Raw genomic sequence first — 21,994 nt, forward strand, 5'->3', positions numbered from 1 at the left:
CTCAGCGCGGCTCGAGAAACCGCTGGGCCAGGCCATAGAAGGCGAAGATCTCGCGCACCCGCTCGGGGTCGGGCTGGGCGGAGAAGTAGCCGCGGTTGCAGGTGCGGGTGCCGTTGGCGCGCTGCAGGTCGACCATCGACTCGGCCTGCTTGATCCAGGCGCCGAGCGAGTCGAGCACCGGCACGCCGTCCACCTCGCTGATGCCGTGGGTGGCGAGCAGCACGTTGAGCGGCGCCTCGCCGGGGATGATCACCTCGGCGCCGGCGGCGATCAGCGCGCGGGCGGCGGTGCGGAAGCGGTCGATCAGCGAGGCCGGATCGCTGAACGCGGCCAGCACGTCGGCGAAGCGGAAGCCGACGTGGCGCACCCCGGCCAGGCGCTGGCCGAGGCCGTGGCGCTGGGCGTTGTCGGTGACCAGTTCGGCCAGTTCGTCGATGAACACCAGCACGCCGAACTTGCGGCCGAGGGTGCAGGCGGTGAGCATCGCCGCCTCGCCGTAGCCGACCACCGGGATGCCGAGCAGGCTGCGGATCTCGCGCAGCGCCGGCTCCGGCAGGGTGCTGATGGCGTAGGCGTCGTAGCCCTGCTGCTCGGCGTTGAGGCCGGCGGCCATGAACTGCAGGCCGTGCAGGTACTGGATGGCGGCGTACTTGATGTCGTCGCCCGGGTAGTTGCTGCGGTAGGTGCCCGGCTGCATGCCGTGCATGTCGATCACCGTGTCGGGACGGGCGACCTTCCTGAAGTGGGCGCGCAGGGCGGCGTCGTAGGCGCCGAGGTCGCTGAGCACGGTGAAGCTCTGGTGCCAGATGCGGATGGTCATGGGATGTCCTTTTAACGTTGGGCAGCGGCCGCAGCGCCGGCGATGCGGCCGAGCACCGAACCCGAGGTGAGGCCGGCGCCGCCGGCGTACTTGACGTAGTAGAGGTTGCCGACCAGCTCGCCGGCGGCGTACAGGCCGGGGATCGGCTGGCCGTCCTCGTCGATCACCTGCGCCCCGCTGTTCACCTTGAGGCCGCCGAAGGTGAAGGTGATGCCGCAGGTGACCGCGTAGGCGACGAAGGGGCCGCGCTCCAGCGGGTTGGCCCAGTTCGACTTGGGAATCGCCAGGCCACGGGTCGCGCGGCCGTCGCGGATCGCCGGGTTGAACGGCACCTCGCGGCGCACGGCGGCGTTGAATTCCCTGAGGGTATCGAGCAGCGCGTTGACGTTGACGCCCTCGAGCTTGCCGGCCAGCTCCTCGAGGCTGTCGGCCTGGATGCGGGTGGCGTGGCGCACGCGGTACTCGTCGGGCAGCAGGTGCTCGCTGTGCTGGTCGAACAGCTGCCAGGCGACGCCGCCCGGCTGCTGCAGGACCTTGGCGCCCATCCCCGAGTAGGTGTAGTTGCGAAAATCCAGGCCCTCGTCGACGAAGCGCTTGCCGTCGGCGTTGACCACCACGCCGAGGTGGAAGTAGTTCTTCTGCATGTTGAGCAGGTCGAGGTCGCCCAGCTCGGGGGCGTTGACGTCGTAGAACACCGCGTGACAGCCCGACCAGTTGCCGTGGGCCACCGCGCCGACGTCCATGGCCATGCGGATGCCGTCGCCGGTGTTGAAGCGCGAGCCGCGCACCTTGGCCAGGTCCCAGCCCGGCCCCAGGTACTTGGCGCGCCATTCGAGGTTGGCGTGGAAGCCGCCGGTGGCGAGGATCAGCCCGCCCGCGGAGAAGCGCCGGCCATCGGCGCACTCGACCTGCCAGCGGCCGTCGGCGCGGCCGAGCTTCTGCGCGCGGCAGGCGTAGCGCAGCTCGACGCCGCTGCGCTCGGCGCGGCGCATCAGCGCCTCGACCAGGCCCAGGCCGCCGCCGGACACCTCGACGGTGAGGCCACCCCAGAACTTGTACTTGCCGTCGATCTTGAACGCCTGGCGGCCGTAGATCGGCATGAAGCGCACGCCCTGGCGGGTCATCCAGCCCAGGGTGTCGAGGCTCTGGCTGACCACGGTGTCGAGCACTTCCGGGTCGGCGCGGTACTGGCTCTGCGCGGCCAGCTCGCCGTAGAAGTCGTCCTGGGTGTAGCTGCCGAAGTCGCTGCTCTCGATCTCGCTGTCGAGCAGGTCGGGCATCAGCTGGCGCAGGTCGTCCACCCCGCGATAGGCGACGCGGAAGGCGCCGCCGGTGTGCGCCGAGTTGCCGCCGCGCAGCTCCTCGGGGGCGCGCTCCAGCAACGCCACCCGCGCGCCCTGCTCGCGGGCCGACAGCGCGGCGCACAGCCCCGCATTGCCCCCGCCGATCACTATGACGTCGAAATCCTGCATGGTCCCCTTCCTCGAATCCGCTGACCTGTTGGGGCGGATTATTTGCAGGGGACGATGGGGATGACAGGCCGCCGGGGCGAAGGGGTTGTTCAGTTAAGTTGCAAGATGGTGGGCGCCGCCGCCCTTAACGGACTCCCGTCATGCGTGCTGGGAGACTGCCGCAGCAACGCGGCGGCATGGACTGCCATGATCCGGATAAACCGAACGGATCATTCGCTTTTCCCGAATGTAACCCCACCGAGTGCGGGCTAAGCTGAGTCCTGACAGGAACCGTGACGCAAGGCCGCGCAGGACTTCGACGCCCAGCCAATGGCGTCGTCTGCAACCGCACGGACCGCACACCCTCCGCCAACAACAAGAGCAAACAGGGAGCCATGTCATGAGCATCGATGGCTATGTCTGGCTGACAGGAGCGCTGGTCGTCAGCCTGGTGATGGTTTTCGGCGGCAACTACGAAGGCAGCACGAACAGCCAGCCGGCCGATGGGTGCCCGCCAGCGCTGTCTCTCCATGGCTGCGCCATGCCCTACCTCCACGGCTGGCCGGTCATGCTGCTCTGACGGGCGAGACGCGCCGGCCAGCACAGCGGCGGGCCTGATTGCCCGTCTCGCCGGCCCGGGCCCTGTGGCACAACGGGATCAGGTCACGTTTCCAGCACCGCGATGGCGGCTTCCGCGTGCACAGCGAGGGCGCGGACGGCAAACTGGCCGGGTTGCGCATCGGCCACGCCTTCGGCGTCGAGCCCCTGCGGCAATACCCGATGGAGGGGCGCCGGCAGGCGCTGTCCATTGCCCGGGACAGGCGGCCGGCTCGCTCTTGCCTGCCAGATCGGCAATACTGCCGCCTCCAGGCGCAAGCCCTGCGCTCCGCCAGTGTCACACCCAGAATCGACAAGGAACACCAAGCCATGAGCCGACTTGCAGAGACGGTCAGCCGGGAACTGCTACAGGCCATTCGCAATGACCAACTGGTCCTCCCCACCCTGCCCGAGGCAGCGCTGCGGATTCGCCAGACCGTGCAACAGCCCGACATCGGCATCGCCGAACTGGCCCGGGAAGTCGGCAGCGACACCGCGCTGACCGCCCGCCTGATCCGGGTGGCCAACAGCCCGCTGCTGCGGGCGCGCACGGAAATCACCGATCTGCAGATGGCGATCAGCCGCCTCGGCATCAACTACACCAGCACCCTGGCCATCGGCCTGGCGCTGGAGCAGATGTTCCGCGCCAAGTCGCCCATCATCGAGCGCAAGATGCACGAGATCTGGAGCAAGAGCCTCGAGGTGTCGAGCATCAGCTATGTGCTGAGCCGCAACTACACGACCCTGGTTCCGGAGCAGGCGGCTCTCGCCGGGCTGGTCCACCAGATCGGCGCGCTGCCGATCCTGACCTATGCCGAGAACCACCCGGAGCTGCTGCAGGACCCGCAGAGCCTGACCTTCATCATCGACGAGGTCCACCCGGTGATCGGCGACCGCATCCTGCACCAGTGGAACTTCCCCGAGTCGATCGCCTCGATCCCCTCCCAGCATCTCAACTTCAGCCGCGACACGAACGATGTCGACTATGCCGATGTCGTCCAGGTCGCCGTGCTGCAGAGCTATCTCGACACCGACCACCTGCTGGCCGGCGTCGACTGGGGCCAGGTAGCCGCCTTCGCCAAGCTCGGCCTCGACTGCGAGGTCGACAGCGCGGAGGACAGCGAACTCGCCTCCTCCCTCGTCGCGGCCATGTCGGCCTGAGACCTGCTCAGCCCTGGGTGACGGCGAACTGCCCCACCAGCTGCTGCAGCTTGCTGGTGGTGTGCCGCACCCGGGAGGTGCTGCCCTGCAGCGTGCGCAGGGTCTGCTGCATGTTCTGGGATACCTGGTCGACGCCGCGGATCGTGTCCCCGTAGTGCTGGCTGCGCTGGTCGAGCTGCTTGATCAGCTCGAACATGCGCTGCACCGCCTGCTGCAGGCGCAGGTTCTCGCTGGAACCCTGCTCGGCCTGGCGCAGGCTGGCATCGACGTTCGACACGCCATGGGTCATGAAGGCCACCGCGTCGCGGGTCTCCTCCTGCAGTCCCTCGATCACGTGGCGGATCTCGTCGGCGGCGCTGGCGGTACGCGAGGCCAGGGTGCGGATCTCCCCGGCCACCACGGCGAAGCCGCGACCGTGGCTGCCGGCCCGCGCCGCCTCGATGGCGGCGTTGAGCGCCAGCAGGTTGGTCTGGATGGTGATCTCGCTGATCAGCTCGACGATGTTGCCGATCTGCCCCATGCGGCTGTCCAGCGACTGCACGCTGCGCGCCGAGCGGTCCACCACGTTGCGGATCGCCTGGGTGCTCTCGCGCGCGCTGCCGATCACCGCCTCCATGGCGCTCTTCATCTCCTCGGCGGTCAGTGAGGCCTGCTGGATCTCGGTCAGCTGCGCCTCCACCAGCGCCAGCATGCTGCCCATGGACTCGGCCACCGCCGTGGAGGTGCTGCAGGCCGCGTTGTTGTGCGCCAGCATCTGCGCGTTGGTCTGCCCGACGCTGTGCGAGGCGCGGATCACCTCGCCGACGATGCCGTCGAGGTTGTCGATGAAGCTGTTGATCCAGCGCGCCATGTCGCCGCTTTCGTCGTTGCCCATGCGCCCGCGATCCAGGCGCTGGCTCAGATTGCCGCCGCCCTCGGCGATGGTGCGGATCACCGCGGTCATCTCGCCCATGCGGCTGGCCAGCCGCCGCGGCCCCAGGGCGGCGAACAGCAGCCCGCACAGCCCCAGCAGGCCGAGGTCGAGCAGGTCGAGCACGCCCTGCGGCAGGCCGCTGTAGTGCTGCAGGCCGGTGCTGGCGGCGTACCAGCCGCCCATCACCAAGAGGAAGGTCCGCATCAGCCCGAAGGTCAGCGAGCGGCGCCGGTAGACCTCCTCGAGGTCGGCCTCGCACATCATCCCCCAGCGATCCGGCGAGCCGGGCAACTGGAAGGTCACGCCCTTGCCGACCACCGGCACGTGCCGGTAGTCGGAATAGCCGGGATAGTTGACGAACAGGTTGGCGCCCTTGCGGATGGTCTCGCGCACGCCCGGGTGCAGCTCGCCGGTGGCCGGGTCGACGAAGCGCAGCTCCAGCTCGGTGTGGCGGCGGACCCGCACCGTGCCCCAGCGGGTGTGCACGCCGGTCTTGAGGTTTTCGCCGTGGCTGAAGGTGTTGTCCTCGAAGCGCGAGCGCGACAGCGCGGTGCCCGCCCGGATGCGCGGATCGAAGCGCGACTCGACCATGAACAGGTAGTTGTCGCCGGATTCGGCGTACACGTGCCCGGCCTCGCGCTGGATCAGGTCGCCCAGCACGTCGTTGGGCACCCGGGCGCACAGGCAGCCGAGCAACTGGTCGTCGCGGCGGATCGGCTGATAGAACATCAGCGTCACCTCGTCGTGGAAGCGCGAGCTGGACGGGCCGATGTCGAAGGTCAGCGGGTCGACATAGGGGCCGTGCAGGAACGGCTGGCGCAGGCCGGCCGCCAGGGCCGCGGGGTCGAGATCGCGGGCATTGCAGTGCCCGGGCCAGCTCGATGCCAGCACCACGCCCTGCGGCGACACCACGAACAGCTCGGAGCAGTCGGCGGACTGGGCGAGCCGCTCCTGCAGCAGGCGGTTGTCCAGCCAGGTGAAGTCGCGCGCCAGACCGTCGGCCAGCTCCGCCAGCCAGGCCCACTGGGTCAGCGCCCAGTTGTGCAGCAGGTGGCTGCGGGTCTGCGCGATGCCCTCGAAGACCTTCTCCACCTCGGCGCAGGTATCGCGGTTCAGCCAGCACGACCAGCCCATGGCCAGCTTGCCGGTCCTGCCCAGCCAGGGCAGCCAGCGGCGTTCGGCCGACGACAGGTCCATGCGCTTGCTTTGCTGTGACGACATCGGGGGTTCTTCCGTGCAACAAAAGTGATGACTGCGTCACAGCAAGAAGCACGCCATCAAAATGGCGTCATATTGCAGGCACGGGGAAACCGCCGCGCACCTCTGGCGGGCTCACGCACCACAACGGAGCAGCTCAGTGCACCATCATGAACCCGGCGCTTCCATGATCAGCTCGACGCGCCGGTTGCTCGCCCGACCCTCGGCGCTGGCGTTGTCGCCCAGCGGCCGGGTATCGGCGTAGCCGACCGCGCGCAGGCGCCCGCTGGCCACGCCGTTGGCTTCCAGATAGCGCACCACGCCCCCCGCCCGCGCGCCGGACAGCTCCCAGTTGGACGGATAGCGGCCGCTGCGCACCGGCACCGAGTCGGTGTGGCCCTCCACCGCGATGCGGTGACTGGTGCTGTTGAGCACCGGCACCAGGCGCTTGAGCACCGAGAGGCCGGCCAGACTGAGATCGGCCTGGCCGGAGCTGAACAGGATCTCGCTGCTGATGCGGAAGCTCACCGTGCTCTCGTTGACCACCACGTCGATGTCGTCGCCCAGTTGGTCCAGCGGCAGGCCCTTGAGCGGATCGACCGGCGCCTTGGACGGCAGGGGCGTCGGCACCTGCAGGGCGGACTGCGGCAGCAGGCCGTCAGTGGCCGGCAGCACGCCCTCATGGGCCGGCCGCAGGTTGCTGGCCGCCTGGCGCAGCCCTTCCAGCGCGCCCTTGCCGGCGAAGGCCAGCATGACCACCAGCAGCACCAGCATCAGGGTCATCATGTCCAGGTAGGTCATCAGCCAGGACTCTTCCTCGGGCTCGGTCGCCAGCGGCTCGCCCTCCCCCATCTTGCGCTTGGCCCGCCCCGCCACCTGGCGCGCGTGCGCCAGCTCGGCCTCCAGCTCGCGCTGGCGCATCAGCAACGCCTGCCTGGCGGGAATCGCCGTGGTCGTGCCGGCGTCGCTCGCGGCGCCCTCGGCTGCCTGTTCGCTCATCGCTCGGCGCTCCTCAGGCCCGGCCGCCATTGAGGCCGCGTGCCCCGGCGCCGCCATCGTTGATCTCGTCCTGGTACTGGGCCATGAACGACTTCAGCGTCTCGCGCATCAGCCCCGGACTGCGCTTGTTGCACATCATGGAGATGCCCTGCACCACCATGTTCATCACCACCACGCGCTGCTCGGTGCGCCGCTCCAGCTTCACCGCCACCGGCTTGAACACCAGGTTGGCCAGCAGCACGCCGTAGAAGGTGGTGATCAGCGCGATCGCCATCTGCCGGCCGATGGCGGTCATGTCGCCATCGCCGAGCAGGAACATCAGGTTCACCAGGCCGACCAGGGTGCCGACCATGCCGAACGCCGGCGCGAAGCTGGCCATCACCCGGAACAGCTGCGCCTCGGCATGCTCGCGGGCGCGCAGACGGGAAATGCGCCACTGCAGCAGCTCGATGATGTCCTCCTCGGGGGTGTTGTCGACCACCAGCTGCACCCCGGTGCGCAGGAACGGGTTGCGCACGTGCTGCAGCGCCTCCTCCACCTGGCGCAGGTTGCCGGACATCCACAGCCGCGAGATGTTCACCAGCTCCTCCATGTCGTCGCGGGTGTACAGCTTTTCGTTGCGCATCACCGTGGCGAACAGCCCGAACACCCGCAGCACCTCGCCCAGCGGATAGCTGATGAAGGTCGCCGCCAGCGTGCCCACCAGCACGATGCCCAGGCTCGGCAGGTCGAGGAACAGGGACGGATCCTCGGCGGAAAAGACCAGCACCACCGCCAGCAGCACGACGCTGGAGAGGATGCCGATAAGCGTGGAGGGATTCATGCGGACTCCGTATGCATACCGGGGACGGGACGGCACGCCTCCCGGGCGGGCCTCTGCGCAACTATCGGCAGCCGCGGGCATTTCTGAAGCCCTCGGCGTGCAGCACCGCACAAAACCGCACCCGTCGAGCAGCGCCACCGACAAATCGTCATAAAGTTTTCGCTGCCCGGGCCGTTATTCCGTTGAGGAACCACGCCGCCCCACAGGGACCACGATGATCACCAGCAATCACGGCACTCTCGCAGGCCCCGACCTGGCAGCCGCGCCCGTCGCCCAAAGCTGTCCGCCAGAGGGTCCGGTGCAGTCAACCGCACCGCTCCACACCGACGCCAACATCCTGGTGGTCGATGACAGCCCGGTGAACGTCAAGCTGCTGCTGGCGCTGCTGGAGCACTACGGCTACCGCAACTGCCAGGGCATCAACGACCCGCGCTGGGTCGAGCCCATGCTCGAGGAGCAACTGCCCGACCTGATCCTGCTGGACATCAACATGCCGCACCTGAGCGGGCATGACATCCTCGCCTGGCTCAAGACCCGCTGGGGCGAGCAGGCGCCGCCGGTCATCGTGCTGACCGCGCAGACCAGCCGGGACACCCGCATGCAGGCCCTCGACCTCGGCGCGCGCGACTTCCTCACCAAGCCGTTCGACCAGCAGGAGGTGATGCAGCGCATCCGCAATGCCCTGCAGGTGCACTTCCTGCTCAAGGAGCGCAACGACCGCGCCATCCTCCTGCAGAACCTGGTGGAGGAGCGCACCGCCGCCATCGCCCGCCTGTCCCTCGAGGACCCGGTCACCGCCCTGCCCAACCGCCGCGCCCTGCTCGCCCAGCTGGAAGGCCGCCTGCGGGAGAAGGCGCCGGCGGCGCTGTACTTCATCGCCCTGGAAGGCGTGGACGACATCGCCCGCCTGCATGGCTATGCGACCAGCGAGGCTCTCAGCCTGCACCTGCGCGACCGCCTGCTCGAGCACTTCGCCTCCCAGGCCACCGTGGGCGTCTGGAACACCAACAAGTGGCTGATGATCACCCAACAGCCGCTGGCCAGGGGCGAACTGAGCAACCAGGCGCGGGCGATCCTGCACTGCATCGCCCAGCCCTTCAGCATCGACCAGGTCCAGGTCCGCCTCGACGCCCGCATCGGCATCAGCCACACCGCGATGCCCCACCAGTCCGCCGACCACCTGCTGCGCCTGGCCGCCCTCGCCCTGCCGGACACCGCCGCGGAGTGGCGGCTGTACCAGTCGAGCATCGAGGACACCCTGCAGAAGCGCATCCGCCTGCACGAGGCGCTGCGCGTCGCCCTGGACAACCAGGAGTTCTTCCTCGTCTACCAGCCGAAGATCGAACTGCCCAGCGGCCGGGTCGTCGGCGCCGAAGCCCTGCTGCGCTGGGTGCACCCGACCCTGGGCTTCGTCTCCCCGGCCGACTTCATCCCCATGGCCGAGGACAGCGGCGAGATCCTGCGCATCGGCGAATGGGTGATCGAGCACGCCATCCGCCAGCTCGAGGAATGGCTGATCGCCAGACAGGTCTCCCCCGACTTCCGCCTGGCGGTCAACGTCTCGGTGCAGCAGCTGACCCGCCCGGACTTCGCCCGCAACCTGCTCAACCGCCTGCTGCGCAGCCGCCTGCCGGCCGGCGCGCTGGAGGTCGAGGTCACCGAATCGGGACTGATGGAGAACGTCGAGCTGGCCCGCGAACAGCTGCGTCTGCTCGCCCGCCACAGCGTCCCGGTGGCCATCGACGACTTCGGCACCGGCCACTCCTCGCTGGCCTACCTGAAGACCCTGCCGGTCTCGGTGCTGAAGATCGACCGCGCCTTCGTCAGCAACATGGACACCGAACCCCAGGACCGCCGCCTGGCCGAGACCGTGATCGACATGGCGCGCAACTTCGGCTGCATCACCGTCGCCGAAGGCGTGGAGAAGCCCGAACAGGCGGAAATGCTCAGGGGCATGGGCTGCGAACTGGCCCAGGGCTACTGGTACTCGCCGCCGCTCAAGGTGGAGCAGTTCATCGAGTTCTGCGCGGCACGCCAGTTGGAAATGGCCTGAACGCAGGCCGGATCGGCTCCGCACAAGCTGGCACGCAAGCCGCCAGCCCGCAGTCGGGCTCCGGCCTGCGGCCTGACCTGACCTGTCGACCGGCGCATGGCCGGCCTGCCGGCAATTCGCAGGATTGAGGCAGATCAAAAAATGCCGATCCACTCACAAAAAATCGTCGCCAGCCCTAAAGCTTCCCCGCTCCCCGTCGATATCTGAGGTAACGGCCAACGGCGCCGTTGTCGCCAGGCGCAGCACGCGCGCAGCACAGCTCGCCACTGGCACCTAACTTGAGCAAGCAAGGAGTTACTCCATGTCCGTGATCAACACCAACATCACTTCTGTCATCGCGCAGAAGAACCTGACCAGTTCCAAGAGCGCCCTGACCACCGCCATGGAGCGTCTGTCCTCCGGTCTGCGCATCAACAGCGCCAAGGACGACGCCGCCGGCCAGGCGATTTCCAACCGCATGACCGCCCAGGTTCGCGGCCTGGCCCAGGCCCAGCGCAACGCCAACGACGGCATCTCCGTCGCCCAGACCGCCGAAGGCGCACTGAACCAGATCAACGACAACCTGCAACGCGTGCGCGAGCTGGCGGTGCAAGCGCAGAACAGCACCAACTCTCCGGACGACCTAGGCTCGATCCAGAACGAAATCGGCCAGCGCCTTGCGGAAATCAATCGCGTCTCCGAAGAAACCAGCTTCAACGGCGTCAAGGTACTGGCCGAGGATCAGCAACTGACCATCCAGGTCGGTGCCAACGACGGTCAGACCATCAAGATCAACCTGGGCAAGATCAATGCGGAAAGCCTGGGCCTGGCCAACTTCAACGTAGATGGCAAGGCTGAGATCGCTAACAAGGCCGCCACCGAAGATGACCTCAAGCTTGCCAAGAACATTACCACCGCCCCTGGCACCCCGCCGACATACACCCTGAACCAAGCTAATACCAAAATTAGCGCGAATGACATCCTGTCCAAGGCAAGCTCCGTCACCACCACCGCAAATGCCACCGATCTTGGCTATGGCAGTGGCACCTTGGGTGCGTTGACCAAAAGCGGTAACAACTATACTTACGATGTTACTGCTGTCACTGCAACCAATGCCCAAAATGACATCAAGGCGCTTGTCATGGGCACCGCTGAAGGCCCAACCAAGGCAACCTTCACCAATGCCACTGGCGGCGCCTCGCAAGAAATCCTTATCGACAGCGCCGGCAATATCACTAACACCGATGGCGTTGCACTTTACCTGACAACAAACAATGAACTAACCGTCAACCAAGGCGATGCGGGTACCGTACTGGCCACTGCAGATGTTTTGACCGAAGCAATAGGCGCGGGTACTACTGCCGCTGGTGACCTGCAGCTGGCTATCGAGGGCGGGCCGACCATTAAATCCACTACCGCCGCAGGCACTGCTGACATTATTGGTGCAAGCATTTCCAGCAGCGCCTTGGCTACTCTTTCCAAAGACCAGACATTTGACGTTACCGCCACCATTGCGGCAGGCGACTCTGCAACCGGCGCGCCCATTAACGTAACTCTTACCAACGGCGTGCCCACGGACACCTACACGAATGCCGCGGGCAAGCTGACTACCGCTGCAACGACCGACACCGCTCTGACCGTGCACTCAAACGGCAAGGTGACGGATAGCGCCGCCAATCAGTACTTCGTGGGACAGGATGGCAACATCACCAGTGCCGCCACCACCGCTGGCACCAAAACCGAAGATCCGCTGGCAACTCTGGACGACGCCCTGAAGATGGTAGACAGCCTGCGCTCCGACCTGGGCGCCGTGCAGAACCGTTTCGAGTCGGCCATCACCAACCTGAGCACCAACGAGACCAACCTGACTGCCGCTCGTTCGCGCATCCAGGACGCCGACTACGCCGTGGAAGTGGGCAACATGACCCGCGCGCAGATCCTGCAGCAGGCCGGCACCTCGGTTCTGGCTCAGGCCAACCAGCTGCCGCAGGGCGTGCTGTCCCTGCTGCGCTGATGGTTGGATGGGAAAGCGTGGCGCGCCGCGCTTCCCCGTCTGCTCCAGCCCATGGAAAAGGCGCCTTCTTGGCGCCTTTTTCTTTCTGAACTGCACCGCAAGGAGCCCCAGCCATGGATATTTCCGTCAACGCCACCGTCAACAGCGCCCTGCAGATGCAACAGGTGCAAGGCGAACAGGAAAAGCAGGCACTGCTTTTCAAGAAGGCCGTGCAGGCCGAAGCCGCCTCGGTGCAGCAGCTGCTGCAATCGACCAAGCCGGCTGTCGAGCTGGCCACCGAGGGCGCTCTAGGCACGCAGATCAACACTTTCGCGTGAACACCCCGGCAGCGGTCGCCACACCGGCCGAGCTGAGCGCCGCCGACCAGCAGCGAGTGATCGACGAACTCGACCGACTGCTCGCCGATATCGCCCACCTGCTGCAGCGCTTCGAGGACTACGGCCTGCAGGCCCAGCTGAAAGACGACTACCTGGCCTTGCACGAACTGCAGGCCAAGGCTCTTCTGCAGCGTCAGGCACATGCACTGCCCGCCGCACCAGCCCAGCAGAAACTGTCGATTGGGCCGTACCAGTGAGCGATCTCAAGGACCTGCCACATTCCCGAACAATGCCCTAAAGTTCGTCACCTCTCTGACGATAACTTTTTGACACCGCAGGAATTCGCCTGCACGTACCGCTCCCTTCCCCTGTTTCGAGCCCCATCATGGAACTGCGCGCCACCACGGAAATCGCCATCGTCCTTTTCGCCGCCATCGTCGCCGGCAGCCTGCTGACCCTGCTGCTCGCCGGCTGGATCGGTCGCCGATGGGCCGAGCGGGTACGCCGCGAACAGGACCGCGGGCTGGAACTGCAGGCGCGCAAGGCGGCGCTGCTGCTGGACAAGGAACTCGAGGCCACCTCGGCGCTGGTGGCGCTGCTGCGCCAGTTCCTGCCGACCTTCCATTTCCCCGGCATGGCGTGGGAGGCGGCATGCAACGAGATCGCCTACGACTTCGCCAAGATCGACACCGCGCTCGGCGAATACCTGGCCCGCCATGGCGCGGTGCTGCCGCTGGAGGTGATGGCGCTGCTCGGCGAAGCCATCGGCCTGACCCGCGAGCATCGCTTCAAGATCACCAGCGAAGTGCCGCCGGCCGCCAGCAAGGCCGCCGCCACGTTGTACGACAAGCTGTGGAAGGCCGAGGCGGAGATGCTCAGGCTGATGCGCAGCTGACCTCGCGCTCCTTCCACAGCTCCCTGACCTCCAGCACCTGCGGCAGGCAGCGGTCGATGAACAGCTCCACCAGCCGCGGCTCGAAGTGACGGCCCGCCTCGCTGCGGATCAGCGCCACCGCCTCCTCCACGCTCCACGCCTTCTTGTACGGACGCTCGCTGGTCAGCGCGTCGAACACGTCGGCGATCGCCACGATACGCGCTTCCAGCGGAATCGCCTCGCCGCGCAGGCCATGGGGGTAGCCGCTGCCGTCCCACTTCTCGTGATGGCAGAGGGCGATGTTGTGCGCCATCCTGAGCAGCCCACCGGGGTGTTCGCCGATGATCTTCGCGCCGATGCGCGAGTGCTCGCGCATCACGCTCCACTCGTCCGCATCCAGCTTGCCGGGCTTGCGCAGGATGGCGTCGGGGATGCCGATCTTGCCGACATCGTGCATCGGCGCGGCGTGCAGCAGGTCCTCGGCCTCGTCCTCGCCGAGGCCGGCGGCCAGCGCCAGCAGGCGCGAGTAGTGGCTCATGCGGATCACGTGCAGGCCGGTCTCGTTGTCCTTGTACTCGGCGGCCATGCCCAGGCGCTGGACGATCTGCAGGCGGGTCTCGCGCAGCTCGTCGACGCGTACCAGTGACAGGTGGGTGCGGATCCGCGCCTTGACGATCAGCGGGCTGACCGGCTTGGTGATGTAGTCCACCGCGCCGGCCTCGAAGCCCTCGGCCTCGTCGTCGGTATCGGTCAGGGCGGTGACGAAGATCACCGGGATCGCGCGGGTCGCCGGATCGCGCTTGAGCGCCCGGCACACCTGGTAGCCGGTCATGCCCGGCATCATCACGTCGAGCAGGATCAGGTCGGGCTGTTCGCGGCCGGCCAGTTCGATGGCCTTGTCGCCGTCGCGGGCGAACAGCAGGCGATAGCTGTCCTGCAGGATATGGCGCAGGACCTGCAGGTTGCTCGGCTCGTCATCGACGAGGAGGAGTTTCTGGCGTCGTTCGGCGATGTCGGTGGTCATGCTGGCTGGCCCTCGGGCAATGTCTCCAGCCGGCTCCGCAGCACTTCCAGCAGCTGCAGGGCCCGGTCGAATTCGAATTCGTCTACTGCACCCACCAGGGCGGCCAGGCTGGCCGAGTTCCCCTGCGGGTCGAGCCTGGCGAGCAGCTGGCGCCACGCCAGGTCGTCCAGTTCGCCGCGGCGCCAGACGCGCGTCAGACGCTCGAGCAGCACCGGCACCTCGACCAGCGGACAACTGGCAGACGTGCAGGCCGTCGCCCGGCAGCTGTCTGCCAGCGGACAGGCGGCAACGGCCATGGACGCAGTGCCCGGCTCCACGCCGGCCTGGGCGGGGGCAATCCCGGTGACGCGGACGATCTCGTCCAGCAGCCGATCCAGCTCCACCGGCTTGGCGGCGAAACCGTCCATGCCCGCCTCGCGGGCGGCCAGGCGGTCGCTCTCCAGCACGCTGGCGGTCAGCGCGATCAGCGGGGTTCGCGGCAGGCCATGGGCCTGCTCGTGGGCGCGCCACTGGCGGCTGGCGGCAAGGCCGTCGACGCCGGGCATCTGCACGTCCATCAGCACCAGGTCGAAGCGCCCACTGGCCAGCGCCGCCAGGGCCTGCGCGCCGTCGCGGGCGGTGCCGATGCGATGGCCGAGGCGGCCCAGGCCGAGCGCCAGCAGCTCGACGTTCTGCTCCACGTCGTCGACCACCAGGATGTGCAGTGGCGGCAGGTGCGGCAGGCTCGGCACCGCCTGGCGCGGCAGCGCCTGCACGGCGGGCAGCGGCAGGGTGATGCGGAAGGTGCTGCCCTCACCGGGCCGGCTGTGCACCTCGATGCGGCCGCCCATCAGCTCCACCAGCTGGCGGGCGATGGTGGTGCCCAGGCCGGTGCCGCCGAAGCGGCGACTCATCGAGGCGTCAGCCTGGGCGAACGGCTCGAAGATCTTCTGCAGGCGGTCGGCCGCGATGCCGATGCCGGTATCGCGCACGGCCAGGCACACCTGCTCGCCCTCGGCCTGCACATGCAGGCTCACCTCGCCCTGCGGGGTGAACTTGATCGCGTTGCCGAGCAGGTTCAGCAGCACCTGCTGGATGCGCAGCGGATCGCCGCGAAAGCCCTCGCCCAGCTCCGCCGCGTAGTGCAGCGACAGCGTCAGGCCCTTGGCCGTCGCATTGGGGCGCAGCAGGGCGCAGATCCGCTCGACCAGCTCGCGCAGCGAGAAGTCGACCGCCTCCAGCTCGACCACCCCGCGTTCGAGCTTGGCGGTATCGAGGATGTCGTTGAGCAGGGCCAGCAGGGAGCGGGCCGAGTGCTGCACGGTCTGCAGGTGCCGGCGCTGCGTGTCGTCCAGCCGGCTGCCGAGCAGCAGCTCGGTGAAGCCGATGATGGCGTTCATCGGCGTGCGGATCTCGTGGCTCATGTTGGCCAGGAAGGCGCTCCTGGCGGCCGCCGCCCGCTCGGCGCGCTCCTTGGCTTCGAGCAGCTCCGCCTCCATCTCGCGGTGGAAGCTGATGTCGCTGGCGAACTTGACCACCTTGCCCGGCCCGCCAGCGGGCGGAAAGATCGGGTGGTAGGAGGCCTGGACCCACAGCTCGCGACCGTCGAGGGCCAGCCGGCGGTATTCGCCGGTTTCGTGCTCGCCACGCCGCAGGCGCTCCCACAGCTCCTGATAGTCCTGGCTGTGCGCCACTCCCGGCGGACAGAAGATGCTGTGCGGCTGCCCGCGGATCTCCTCCAGGCGGCAGCCGAACAGATCGAGAAAGTTCTGGTTGGCGGTGAGTATGCGGCCCTGCAGGTCGAACTCGATCACCGCCATGACCCGGTGGATGGCCGCCATCTGGCTGACCGGGTCGCTGGCATGAGCCGGGGCGGCGAACGCGCCCTCCATGTCGCGCCCCTCCAGGTTCCGACGCCCGATACGCAACCCGTCCAGCAACACGGCCAGAGCCCCCAGCGCCAGGATGCCCAGCACCATGAGAATCAGTGGGTCGCCCGGCCAGGCACCGGCCATCATGCGAGCTCTGGCAGCACGATACTCTCGATCGGCCCCAGCCCGCTCAGCTCGGCATCACTGAGCAGCGGCCCGCTGCCCCGCGGATCGAGCGCCGGGCTGGCCGTCAGCTGCACCTGGCCCACCTGCCCCTCGCGATCCAGGCGGCGCACCCAGGCCAGCTGGCCGCTGCCGAAGCGCACCAGGCTGCCGACCGGGATCAGCCCGAAATGGCGGATGTAGCGCTGGCTCCACTGCGGATCGAACTGGCCGGTGCTGGCGAGCAGGTGACGGTAGATGGCGTCGATCGGCTGGGGCGGGCGATCGGCACGCGGACGGCTCATGGCGTCGACCACATCGATCACCGTGGCCATGCGCGCCAGCTCGCCCAGACGCTCGGCCGGAGCCGCCTGCGGGTAGCCGCTGCCATCGAGGCGCTCGTTGATCGCTCCCACCACGGCATCCAGCACCGGTCCGGCCAGCCACTTGCAACTGTCCAGACGCTCGCGCAGCAGGCCCACATGGCTGCCGAAGGCCAGGCGCTGGCCGGCATCCAGATGCCTGGCCAGGCGCAGTTCGACCGGCAGCAGCGCCTTGCCCAGGTCATGTACCAGGGCGGCGGCGACGATCGCCTTGGTCGCCTGACGCGGCAGGTTGCGCGCCTGGGCCATGTCCGCCATGCGCACCGCCAGGGCGATGCCGTGCTGCACCAGCAGCGGCTCGCCGGGCTGGTGCAGCACGGCGAACAGCAGGGAATCGCGGTCGGTCGCCAGCAGCTCGAGCAGCAGATCGCTGTGGCGCGACAGCTGCCTGGAGTCGACCGCCGCACCGTGGCGCAGCTTGATCAGCTGGGTGTCCAGATAGGCCGCCACCCGCCCCAGGCGTCGGCCGATGCTGCTGCCTGGCAGCGGGTTGCCGCCTGCCGGCAGCGCCTGCGTCAGCGGCGCGCGCTGGATGAACAGGGCCGAGGGCTGCAGGGCCCGGTTGCCGTTATGGCTGGCGCGGGCCTTCTCCCGCTCGATCTCGCGCACGTACAACCACAGGCGCCGTTCCTGGTCGCCGCTGATGCCGAGGAACTGGCAGCCGAAACGCATGCTCTGCCAGTCCAGCTCGCCGTGCATGTGACAGACCCGCGCGGGCACTTCGAGACGCTGGCCACCGGGAAAGCCGAGCACCAGCCGGTCGAGCACCTGCGGCCCCTCGAGGCGCACCGCCTCCCTGGCCGGCAACTCGACCAGGCAGCCGCCCAGCGACAGGTTGACCAGGCGGCCGCGCAGGACCTGCTCGCCGCCATGAAGGTGCAGCTCGACCACCACCAGCATGTCGCTGTGCAGTTCGGCACGATAGGAACTGCGCCGGTGCAGCAGGTCCAGCCACTGCGGATAGGCGCACAGGAACTGCACGCGCCCCGCTGCCTCGCACCGCCCCAGCACGTTCAGGCTGGGGGTGCGCAGCATGGCGCCGTCGACCTGGCCGCACAGATGGAAGGGGTCGTTGCGCTCGATCCGCCCGGCCAGCTCCGGAGTGGCGCTGATGTCGATCACCAGCCCTTCCTCCGGATCCAGCTCCATCAGCACCACCGGATGCGGCTGTCCCGGCTGGGCCGCGAACAGCAGTGCGGCGCCACCCGGCTGACAGAGCCCTTCAAGCAGGGACAGACACTCACCGGGGTGTTCGATCCGGGTGGGCGTGTCGATTTGCTCTTCCATCACAAGGCCTCTACTGGTCAACGGCGCAATACTTCCCAACCGCTCTGTATCGGCCCACCGGCAGGATTTCTTTAGGGACTTCGCGGAAAGGCCCTTGCCCTCGCTGCCGCGACGGCAGGAGCCGGGATTCCCGCGCGGATGGAAACGACGACTCTTCCCGGAGCCCTCCCAGGCACCTGCAGGGGATCTGCTCGGCGGCGGCGCTTCGCAGGTGGTTCAAGTTCGCTTGCGAACGACCGATAATATGTGAAGAAGGTCACATATCAGGCTGCATCAGCCAGCTCGCCAGGCCGACGTTGAATGAAAGACACCCCCCTCGCCAGCATCAGCCACACGCTCCGTGCGCTGCCCGACGACCAGCCGCTGCTGGACGACAGCCTGCTCGACACCCTCGACGCGATCCTGGGCGAGGAACTGCAGGAGGTGGTCGCCCTGTTCTGCGGCAAGCTGCCCGGCATGGTCGACACCCTGCTGCTCAGCCTGCGCAGCGGCGATCATGAGTCGATCCGCCACCAGGCGCACAACCTCAAGGGCAGCGCCGGCAGCATGGGCGCCCTGGCGCTGACGGACCTGGCGCGGCGGATCGAGTGGCAGGCGCGTCAGCGCCAGGCGATCCCGGCCGCCGACGCTCCTTCCCTCGCGGCGTTGGCTGCCGCCACGCGCTCGGCACTGGCCGAGCGCTACCTGGCGCAGCCCCTGCCAGCAGCGGGAGAGCCCGCTCGCCCTTCTTCCCTCGACACGGAGTGACGCGCAACGCATGACTACGCTGGAAACCATCCTCATCGTCGACGACGACAGCATGACACGGCGACTGATCCAGTCGATCCTCGGCCGCCAGGGCTTCCGCACCCTGGAGGCCGCCGACGGACAGGAGGGCGTCGAAGCGTTCCAGCGGGAAAAACCCGACCTGGTCCTGATGGACGTGATGATGCCGCGGCTCGACGGCTTCGCCGCCTGCCGCGCCCTGCGCCAGCTCGAAGCGGAACAGGGCACGCCGATCATCATGCTCACCGCCGCGGACGCGGGCGTCGATGTCGAGCACGCCTTCGAGGCCGGCGCCAGCGACTTCATCAGCAAGCCGATCAGCTGGCCGCTGCTGATCGCCCGGATACGCCACGCACTGCGCGCCCGTCGCACCAATCGCGAGCTGCTGCGCACCCGTCTGCGCCAGGAACATGCGCAGAAGATCGCCCGCATGGGCTTCTGGGCCTGGGATGCCGAGGACGACAGCCTGGAGTGGTCGGCGGACCTGACCGAGCTGACCGGGCTGGACGGCGGGCAGCTCGGCAACCGCCAGGCCCTGCTCGCCTGCACTCACCCGGATGACCGCAAGCGCCTGGCCCTGGCGCTGGAGGTGGCCCGGGATGCGCGCGGACGGCTCGACCAGGAGATCCGCCTGCTGGCCCCGGAGAACTCGGTGCGAGTGGTGCACCTGGTAGCTGCGCACCACCCCTCCCCAGGAAGCCCCGAGCTGTTCGAGGGTGCCTTCCAGGATCTCACCCAGGTACGCGAGACCGAACAGCTGGTCCAGCACCTGGCCCTGCACGACAGCCTCACCGGCCTGCCCAACCGCAAGCTGTTCCTGCGCCAGCTCGAGGCCGCCATCGAGCGCGCCCGCCAGCAGGGCCATGGCGTGACCATGGTGCTGTTCGACATCAATCGCCTGAGCCGCATCAACGACGCCCTGGGGATTCAGGCCGGCGACCAACTGCTGGCGCGCATAGCCAACAGCCTGCGCCAGGTGCTGCCACTGGAAACCAGCATCGCCCGGCTGGACGGCGACGAGTTCGCCCTGCTCGTGCAGCACAACGACCTGAACCGGGTGCGCCTCAAGACCGAGGCGGTCCTCAAGCGCACCGGCCAGCCGATCACCATCGGCGAGGAAACCCTGTTCGTCTCGATGACCGCCGGCATCGCCCTGTTCCCCGAACATGCCGGCAGCGCCGAGGAAATGATCCAGGCCGCCCAGGATGCCCGCCAGCACGCCCGCCTGCAGGGCAAGCCGCTGGCCATCGCCAGACCGGTGAGCGCCAACAAGGCCGTCGAGCTGAAGCTGGAGTTCGCCCTGCGCGCGGCCCTGGAGGACCACTTCGCGCAGTTCCATCTGGTCTACCAGCCGCAACTGCGCCTGAACGACAACCGCATCGTCGGTGTCGAAGCACTGGTGCGCTGGACTCATCCCGAGCTCGGCCCGGTGGCGCCCCCGCGCTTCATCCCGATACTCGAGGAGCTGGGGCTGATCAACCTGCTGGGCGAGTGGATCCTGCGCACCGCCTGCCGGCAGCTGCGCCGCTGGCAGGACGCCGGCATCCGCCTGCAGATGAGCATCAACCTGTCGCCGCGCCAGTTCCAGGACAGCAACCTGTCGGCCATCCTCGAACAGTGCGTGGACGAGGCCGGCATCCGTCCTCGCGACCTCAAGCTGGAGATCACCGAGAGCACCGCCATGCAGGATCCGCAGGCTACCGTCGAGCAGCTGCGCCAGTGGCGCGAGCGCGGCTTCCAGATCGCCATCGACGACTTCGGCATCGGCTACTCCTCGCTGGAGTATCTGCTGCGCTTTCCGCTGGACGCGATCAAGGTCGACCGCGCCTTCATCAAGGACATCGTCGAGTCGCCCAGCGACCGGGCGATCGTCCGCGCGGTCACCGTCATGGCGCAGAGCATGGGCCTGACCACCATCGCCGAGGGCATCGAAACCCAGCGCCAGCAGGACTACCTGGATGCCATCGGCATCAGCCAGATCCAGGGCTATCTGGTCGGCAAGCCGATGCCCGCCGAGGAACTGCAACGCTTCTACCTCGAACGCCTGACGGACCGGGAGCAGGCTGCGCCCGCGCATCCGCCGCTCGGCAGGGCCGCCCCATGAAACAGCCCGCCGCCCAATCCGTCCCCAGGCCGGCCGATTGCCGGCGCGGCCCCCGGCATGGGAAGCCGCCTGCTCGCACCCGATCCTTGTCAGCCGAGGTAAGCGCATGAATCCGACGCACTACAGCCCGGCGCAGCGGATGCACATCAATGACCTGGAAATCGCCCGGCGCAAGGAACTGTTCGGCTTCACCGCCAGGGACGCCGAACTGCTGGCCGCCTGCCGGCCCTGCATCGCCGCGCGGACCGACGAGCTGGTGGGGCGCTTCTTCAGCCTGCAGACCGAGATCGCGGAGGTCGCCGAGATCATCGGCGATGCCGACACCCTCAGGCGCCTGCGCGGCGAACTGAGCCGCTACGTCAGCGACCTGTTCTCCGGCGACTACGGCGCGGCGTACGTCAACGACCGCCTGCACATCGGCATGATCCACAAGCGCCTGGCGATCGAACCCAAGCACTTCCTGGCGGCGATGCACCTGCTCAAGCATCTGCTGCTCGAGGTCCTCGACACCCACCTGGGCGCCGGCCCCCTGCGCGAGGCCACCCGCCAGGCGCTGGACAAGCTGTTCCACTTCGACACCGGCCTGGTCTTCGACACCTACATCCACAGCCTGCTGGCCGAGGTCGAGGCAGCCAGGAACGAGGCCATTCGCCACGCGCTGTCGCTGGAGGAGCAGATCGCCGAGCGCACCCGCGAGCTGGAGGAACTGTCCCGCCAGGACTCGCTGACCGGCCTGTACAACCAGCGGTTCCTCATGGAGAGCCTGGGCAACGAGCTGCCACGCGCGCAGCGCGCGGGCAAGCCGCTGTCGCTGCTGTACTTCGACGTCGACAACTTCAAGCAGATCAACGACAGTGCCGGCCACCTGGCCGGCGATGCGGTCCTGTGCACCATCGGCACGATCCTGCTCGAGGAAAGCCGCACCTACGACATCTGCTGCCGTTACGGTGGCGACGAATTCTGCGTGGTGCTGCCCGACTGCACCGTGCAGGGCGCCAGCCGCTTCGCCGAGCGGCTGCTGCGACGGCTGGCAGACAGCGCCCATGCGCCCCACCTGAGCATCGGCATCGTGCAGAACGGCCCGGAGCACTGGCTGGACGCCCTGGAGCTGATCCACCGGGCCGATCAGCTGATGTATGCGGCCAAGCGCAGCGGCGGCGGCATCCTGCTCGGCGATGCGCTGACGGCCGGCGCAGCCAGCCCGACGCCCCGCGGCTGAGC

At 67.9% G+C, this 21,994-nt stretch carries 19 protein-coding genes; 10 read left to right on the plus strand and 9 right to left on the minus strand.

Annotated elements, in window-relative coordinates:
* Position 1 precedes the first annotated feature (1 nt).
* Positions 2-820, minus strand: coding sequence for an aspartate/glutamate racemase family protein (locus tag RA210_RS18185; RefSeq protein ID WP_201487549.1), 819 nt, complete (start codon positions 818-820; stop codon positions 2-4).
* 11 nt (positions 821-831) lie between these two features.
* Positions 832-2,292 carry an FAD-dependent tricarballylate dehydrogenase TcuA gene (gene tcuA, locus RA210_RS18190; protein WP_201487550.1) on the minus strand — a complete coding sequence of 487 codons (1,461 nt, stop codon included), beginning with the start codon at positions 2,290-2,292 and terminating at the stop codon, positions 832-834.
* Positions 2,293-2,671: 379 nt separating this feature from the next.
* Here tcuA and RA210_RS18195 point away from each other — a divergent pair, with 379 nt between their 5' ends.
* Complete coding sequence (locus tag RA210_RS18195; protein ID WP_201487551.1) at positions 2,672-2,851, plus strand: hypothetical protein; 180 nt, start codon at positions 2,672-2,674, stop codon at positions 2,849-2,851.
* Positions 2,852-2,934: 83 nt separating this feature from the next.
* Here the strand turns inward: RA210_RS18195 and RA210_RS18200 are convergent, their stop codons facing one another.
* Positions 2,935-3,147: a hypothetical protein gene (locus RA210_RS18200; RefSeq protein WP_201487552.1), complete on the minus strand. Its 213-nt coding sequence runs from the start codon at positions 3,145-3,147 to the stop codon at positions 2,935-2,937.
* A gap of 51 nt (positions 3,148-3,198) precedes the next feature.
* On the opposite strand from RA210_RS18200, the gene RA210_RS18205 reads away from it, so the two are divergent.
* Positions 3,199-4,029 (plus strand): HDOD domain-containing protein, encoded by an 831-nt coding sequence (locus RA210_RS18205; protein ID WP_136490538.1) that lies wholly within the window; start codon positions 3,199-3,201, stop codon positions 4,027-4,029.
* A gap of 7 nt (positions 4,030-4,036) precedes the next feature.
* Here RA210_RS18205 and RA210_RS18210 read toward each other — a convergent pair whose 3' ends face one another.
* From RA210_RS18210 to RA210_RS18220, 3 genes are all read right to left on the minus strand, one after another.
* Positions 4,037-6,163, minus strand: a complete 2,127-nt coding sequence (locus RA210_RS18210; protein ID WP_201487553.1) for a methyl-accepting chemotaxis protein — start codon at positions 6,161-6,163, stop codon at positions 4,037-4,039.
* Between the two features lie 144 nt (positions 6,164-6,307).
* Positions 6,308-7,138, minus strand: coding sequence for an OmpA/MotB family protein (locus RA210_RS18215; RefSeq protein WP_136490536.1), 831 nt, complete (start codon positions 7,136-7,138; stop codon positions 6,308-6,310).
* 13 nt (positions 7,139-7,151) lie between these two features.
* Positions 7,152-7,961, minus strand: coding sequence for a motility protein A (locus RA210_RS18220; RefSeq protein WP_136490535.1), 810 nt, complete (start codon positions 7,959-7,961; stop codon positions 7,152-7,154).
* Between the two features lie 298 nt (positions 7,962-8,259).
* Between RA210_RS18220 and RA210_RS18225 the strand changes: the two genes are divergently transcribed.
* The 5 genes from RA210_RS18225 to RA210_RS18245 all read left to right on the plus strand — a co-directional run bounded on the left by RA210_RS18225 (position 8,260) and on the right by RA210_RS18245 (position 13,219).
* Positions 8,260-10,014 (plus strand): GGDEF/EAL domain-containing response regulator, encoded by a 1,755-nt coding sequence (locus RA210_RS18225; RefSeq protein WP_201487555.1) that lies wholly within the window; start codon positions 8,260-8,262, stop codon positions 10,012-10,014.
* 301 nt (positions 10,015-10,315) lie between these two features.
* Complete coding sequence (locus tag RA210_RS18230) at positions 10,316-12,007, plus strand: flagellin N-terminal helical domain-containing protein (protein WP_201487556.1); 1,692 nt, start codon at positions 10,316-10,318, stop codon at positions 12,005-12,007.
* 113 nt (positions 12,008-12,120) lie between these two features.
* A complete protein-coding gene (locus tag RA210_RS18235) occupies positions 12,121-12,324 on the plus strand; it encodes a hypothetical protein (RefSeq protein ID WP_201487557.1) in 204 nt (67 codons plus the stop codon).
* Positions 12,321-12,581 (plus strand): hypothetical protein, encoded by a 261-nt coding sequence (locus RA210_RS18240; protein ID WP_201487558.1) that lies wholly within the window; start codon positions 12,321-12,323, stop codon positions 12,579-12,581. Before RA210_RS18235 ends, RA210_RS18240 begins: the two co-directional genes overlap by 4 nt.
* A 128-nt stretch (positions 12,582-12,709) precedes the next feature.
* Entirely contained in the window at positions 12,710-13,219 is a 510-nt protein-coding gene (locus RA210_RS18245; protein ID WP_136490530.1) for a hypothetical protein, read from the plus strand.
* Here the strand turns inward: RA210_RS18245 and RA210_RS18250 are convergent.
* Genes RA210_RS18250 through RA210_RS18260 form a run of 3 tightly spaced genes read right to left on the minus strand, consistent with a single transcriptional unit; the run spans position 13,200 to position 17,904 of the window.
* Positions 13,200-14,222, minus strand: coding sequence for a response regulator (locus RA210_RS18250; RefSeq protein WP_201487559.1), 1,023 nt, complete (start codon positions 14,220-14,222; stop codon positions 13,200-13,202). The two genes, RA210_RS18245 and RA210_RS18250, sit on opposite strands and share 20 nt — an antisense overlap.
* A complete protein-coding gene (locus RA210_RS18255) occupies positions 14,219-16,219 on the minus strand; it encodes a PAS domain-containing hybrid sensor histidine kinase/response regulator (protein ID WP_201487560.1) in 2,001 nt (666 codons plus the stop codon). Before RA210_RS18255 ends, RA210_RS18250 begins: the two co-directional genes overlap by 4 nt.
* Positions 16,216-17,904, minus strand: coding sequence for a PilZ domain-containing protein (locus RA210_RS18260; protein ID WP_201487561.1), 1,689 nt, complete (start codon positions 17,902-17,904; stop codon positions 16,216-16,218). The genes RA210_RS18255 and RA210_RS18260 overlap by 4 nt, the downstream gene beginning before the upstream one ends.
* A gap of 300 nt (positions 17,905-18,204) precedes the next feature.
* On the opposite strand from RA210_RS18260, the gene RA210_RS18265 reads away from it, so the two are divergent.
* The 3 genes from RA210_RS18265 (at position 18,205) to RA210_RS18275 (ending at position 21,992) form a co-directional block, all read left to right on the plus strand.
* Entirely contained in the window at positions 18,205-18,651 is a 447-nt protein-coding gene (locus tag RA210_RS18265) for an Hpt domain-containing protein (RefSeq protein ID WP_201487562.1), read from the plus strand.
* A gap of 10 nt (positions 18,652-18,661) precedes the next feature.
* Positions 18,662-20,773, plus strand: coding sequence for a putative bifunctional diguanylate cyclase/phosphodiesterase (locus RA210_RS18270; RefSeq protein WP_201487563.1), 2,112 nt, complete (start codon positions 18,662-18,664; stop codon positions 20,771-20,773).
* Between the two features lie 106 nt (positions 20,774-20,879).
* Entirely contained in the window at positions 20,880-21,992 is a 1,113-nt protein-coding gene (locus RA210_RS18275) for a GGDEF domain-containing protein (RefSeq protein WP_201487564.1), read from the plus strand.
* Positions 21,993-21,994 lie beyond the last annotated feature (2 nt).

It is taken from the genome of Pseudomonas sp. OF001 (assembly GCF_904426495.1).
GTDB lineage: Bacteria > Pseudomonadota > Gammaproteobacteria > Pseudomonadales > Pseudomonadaceae > Geopseudomonas.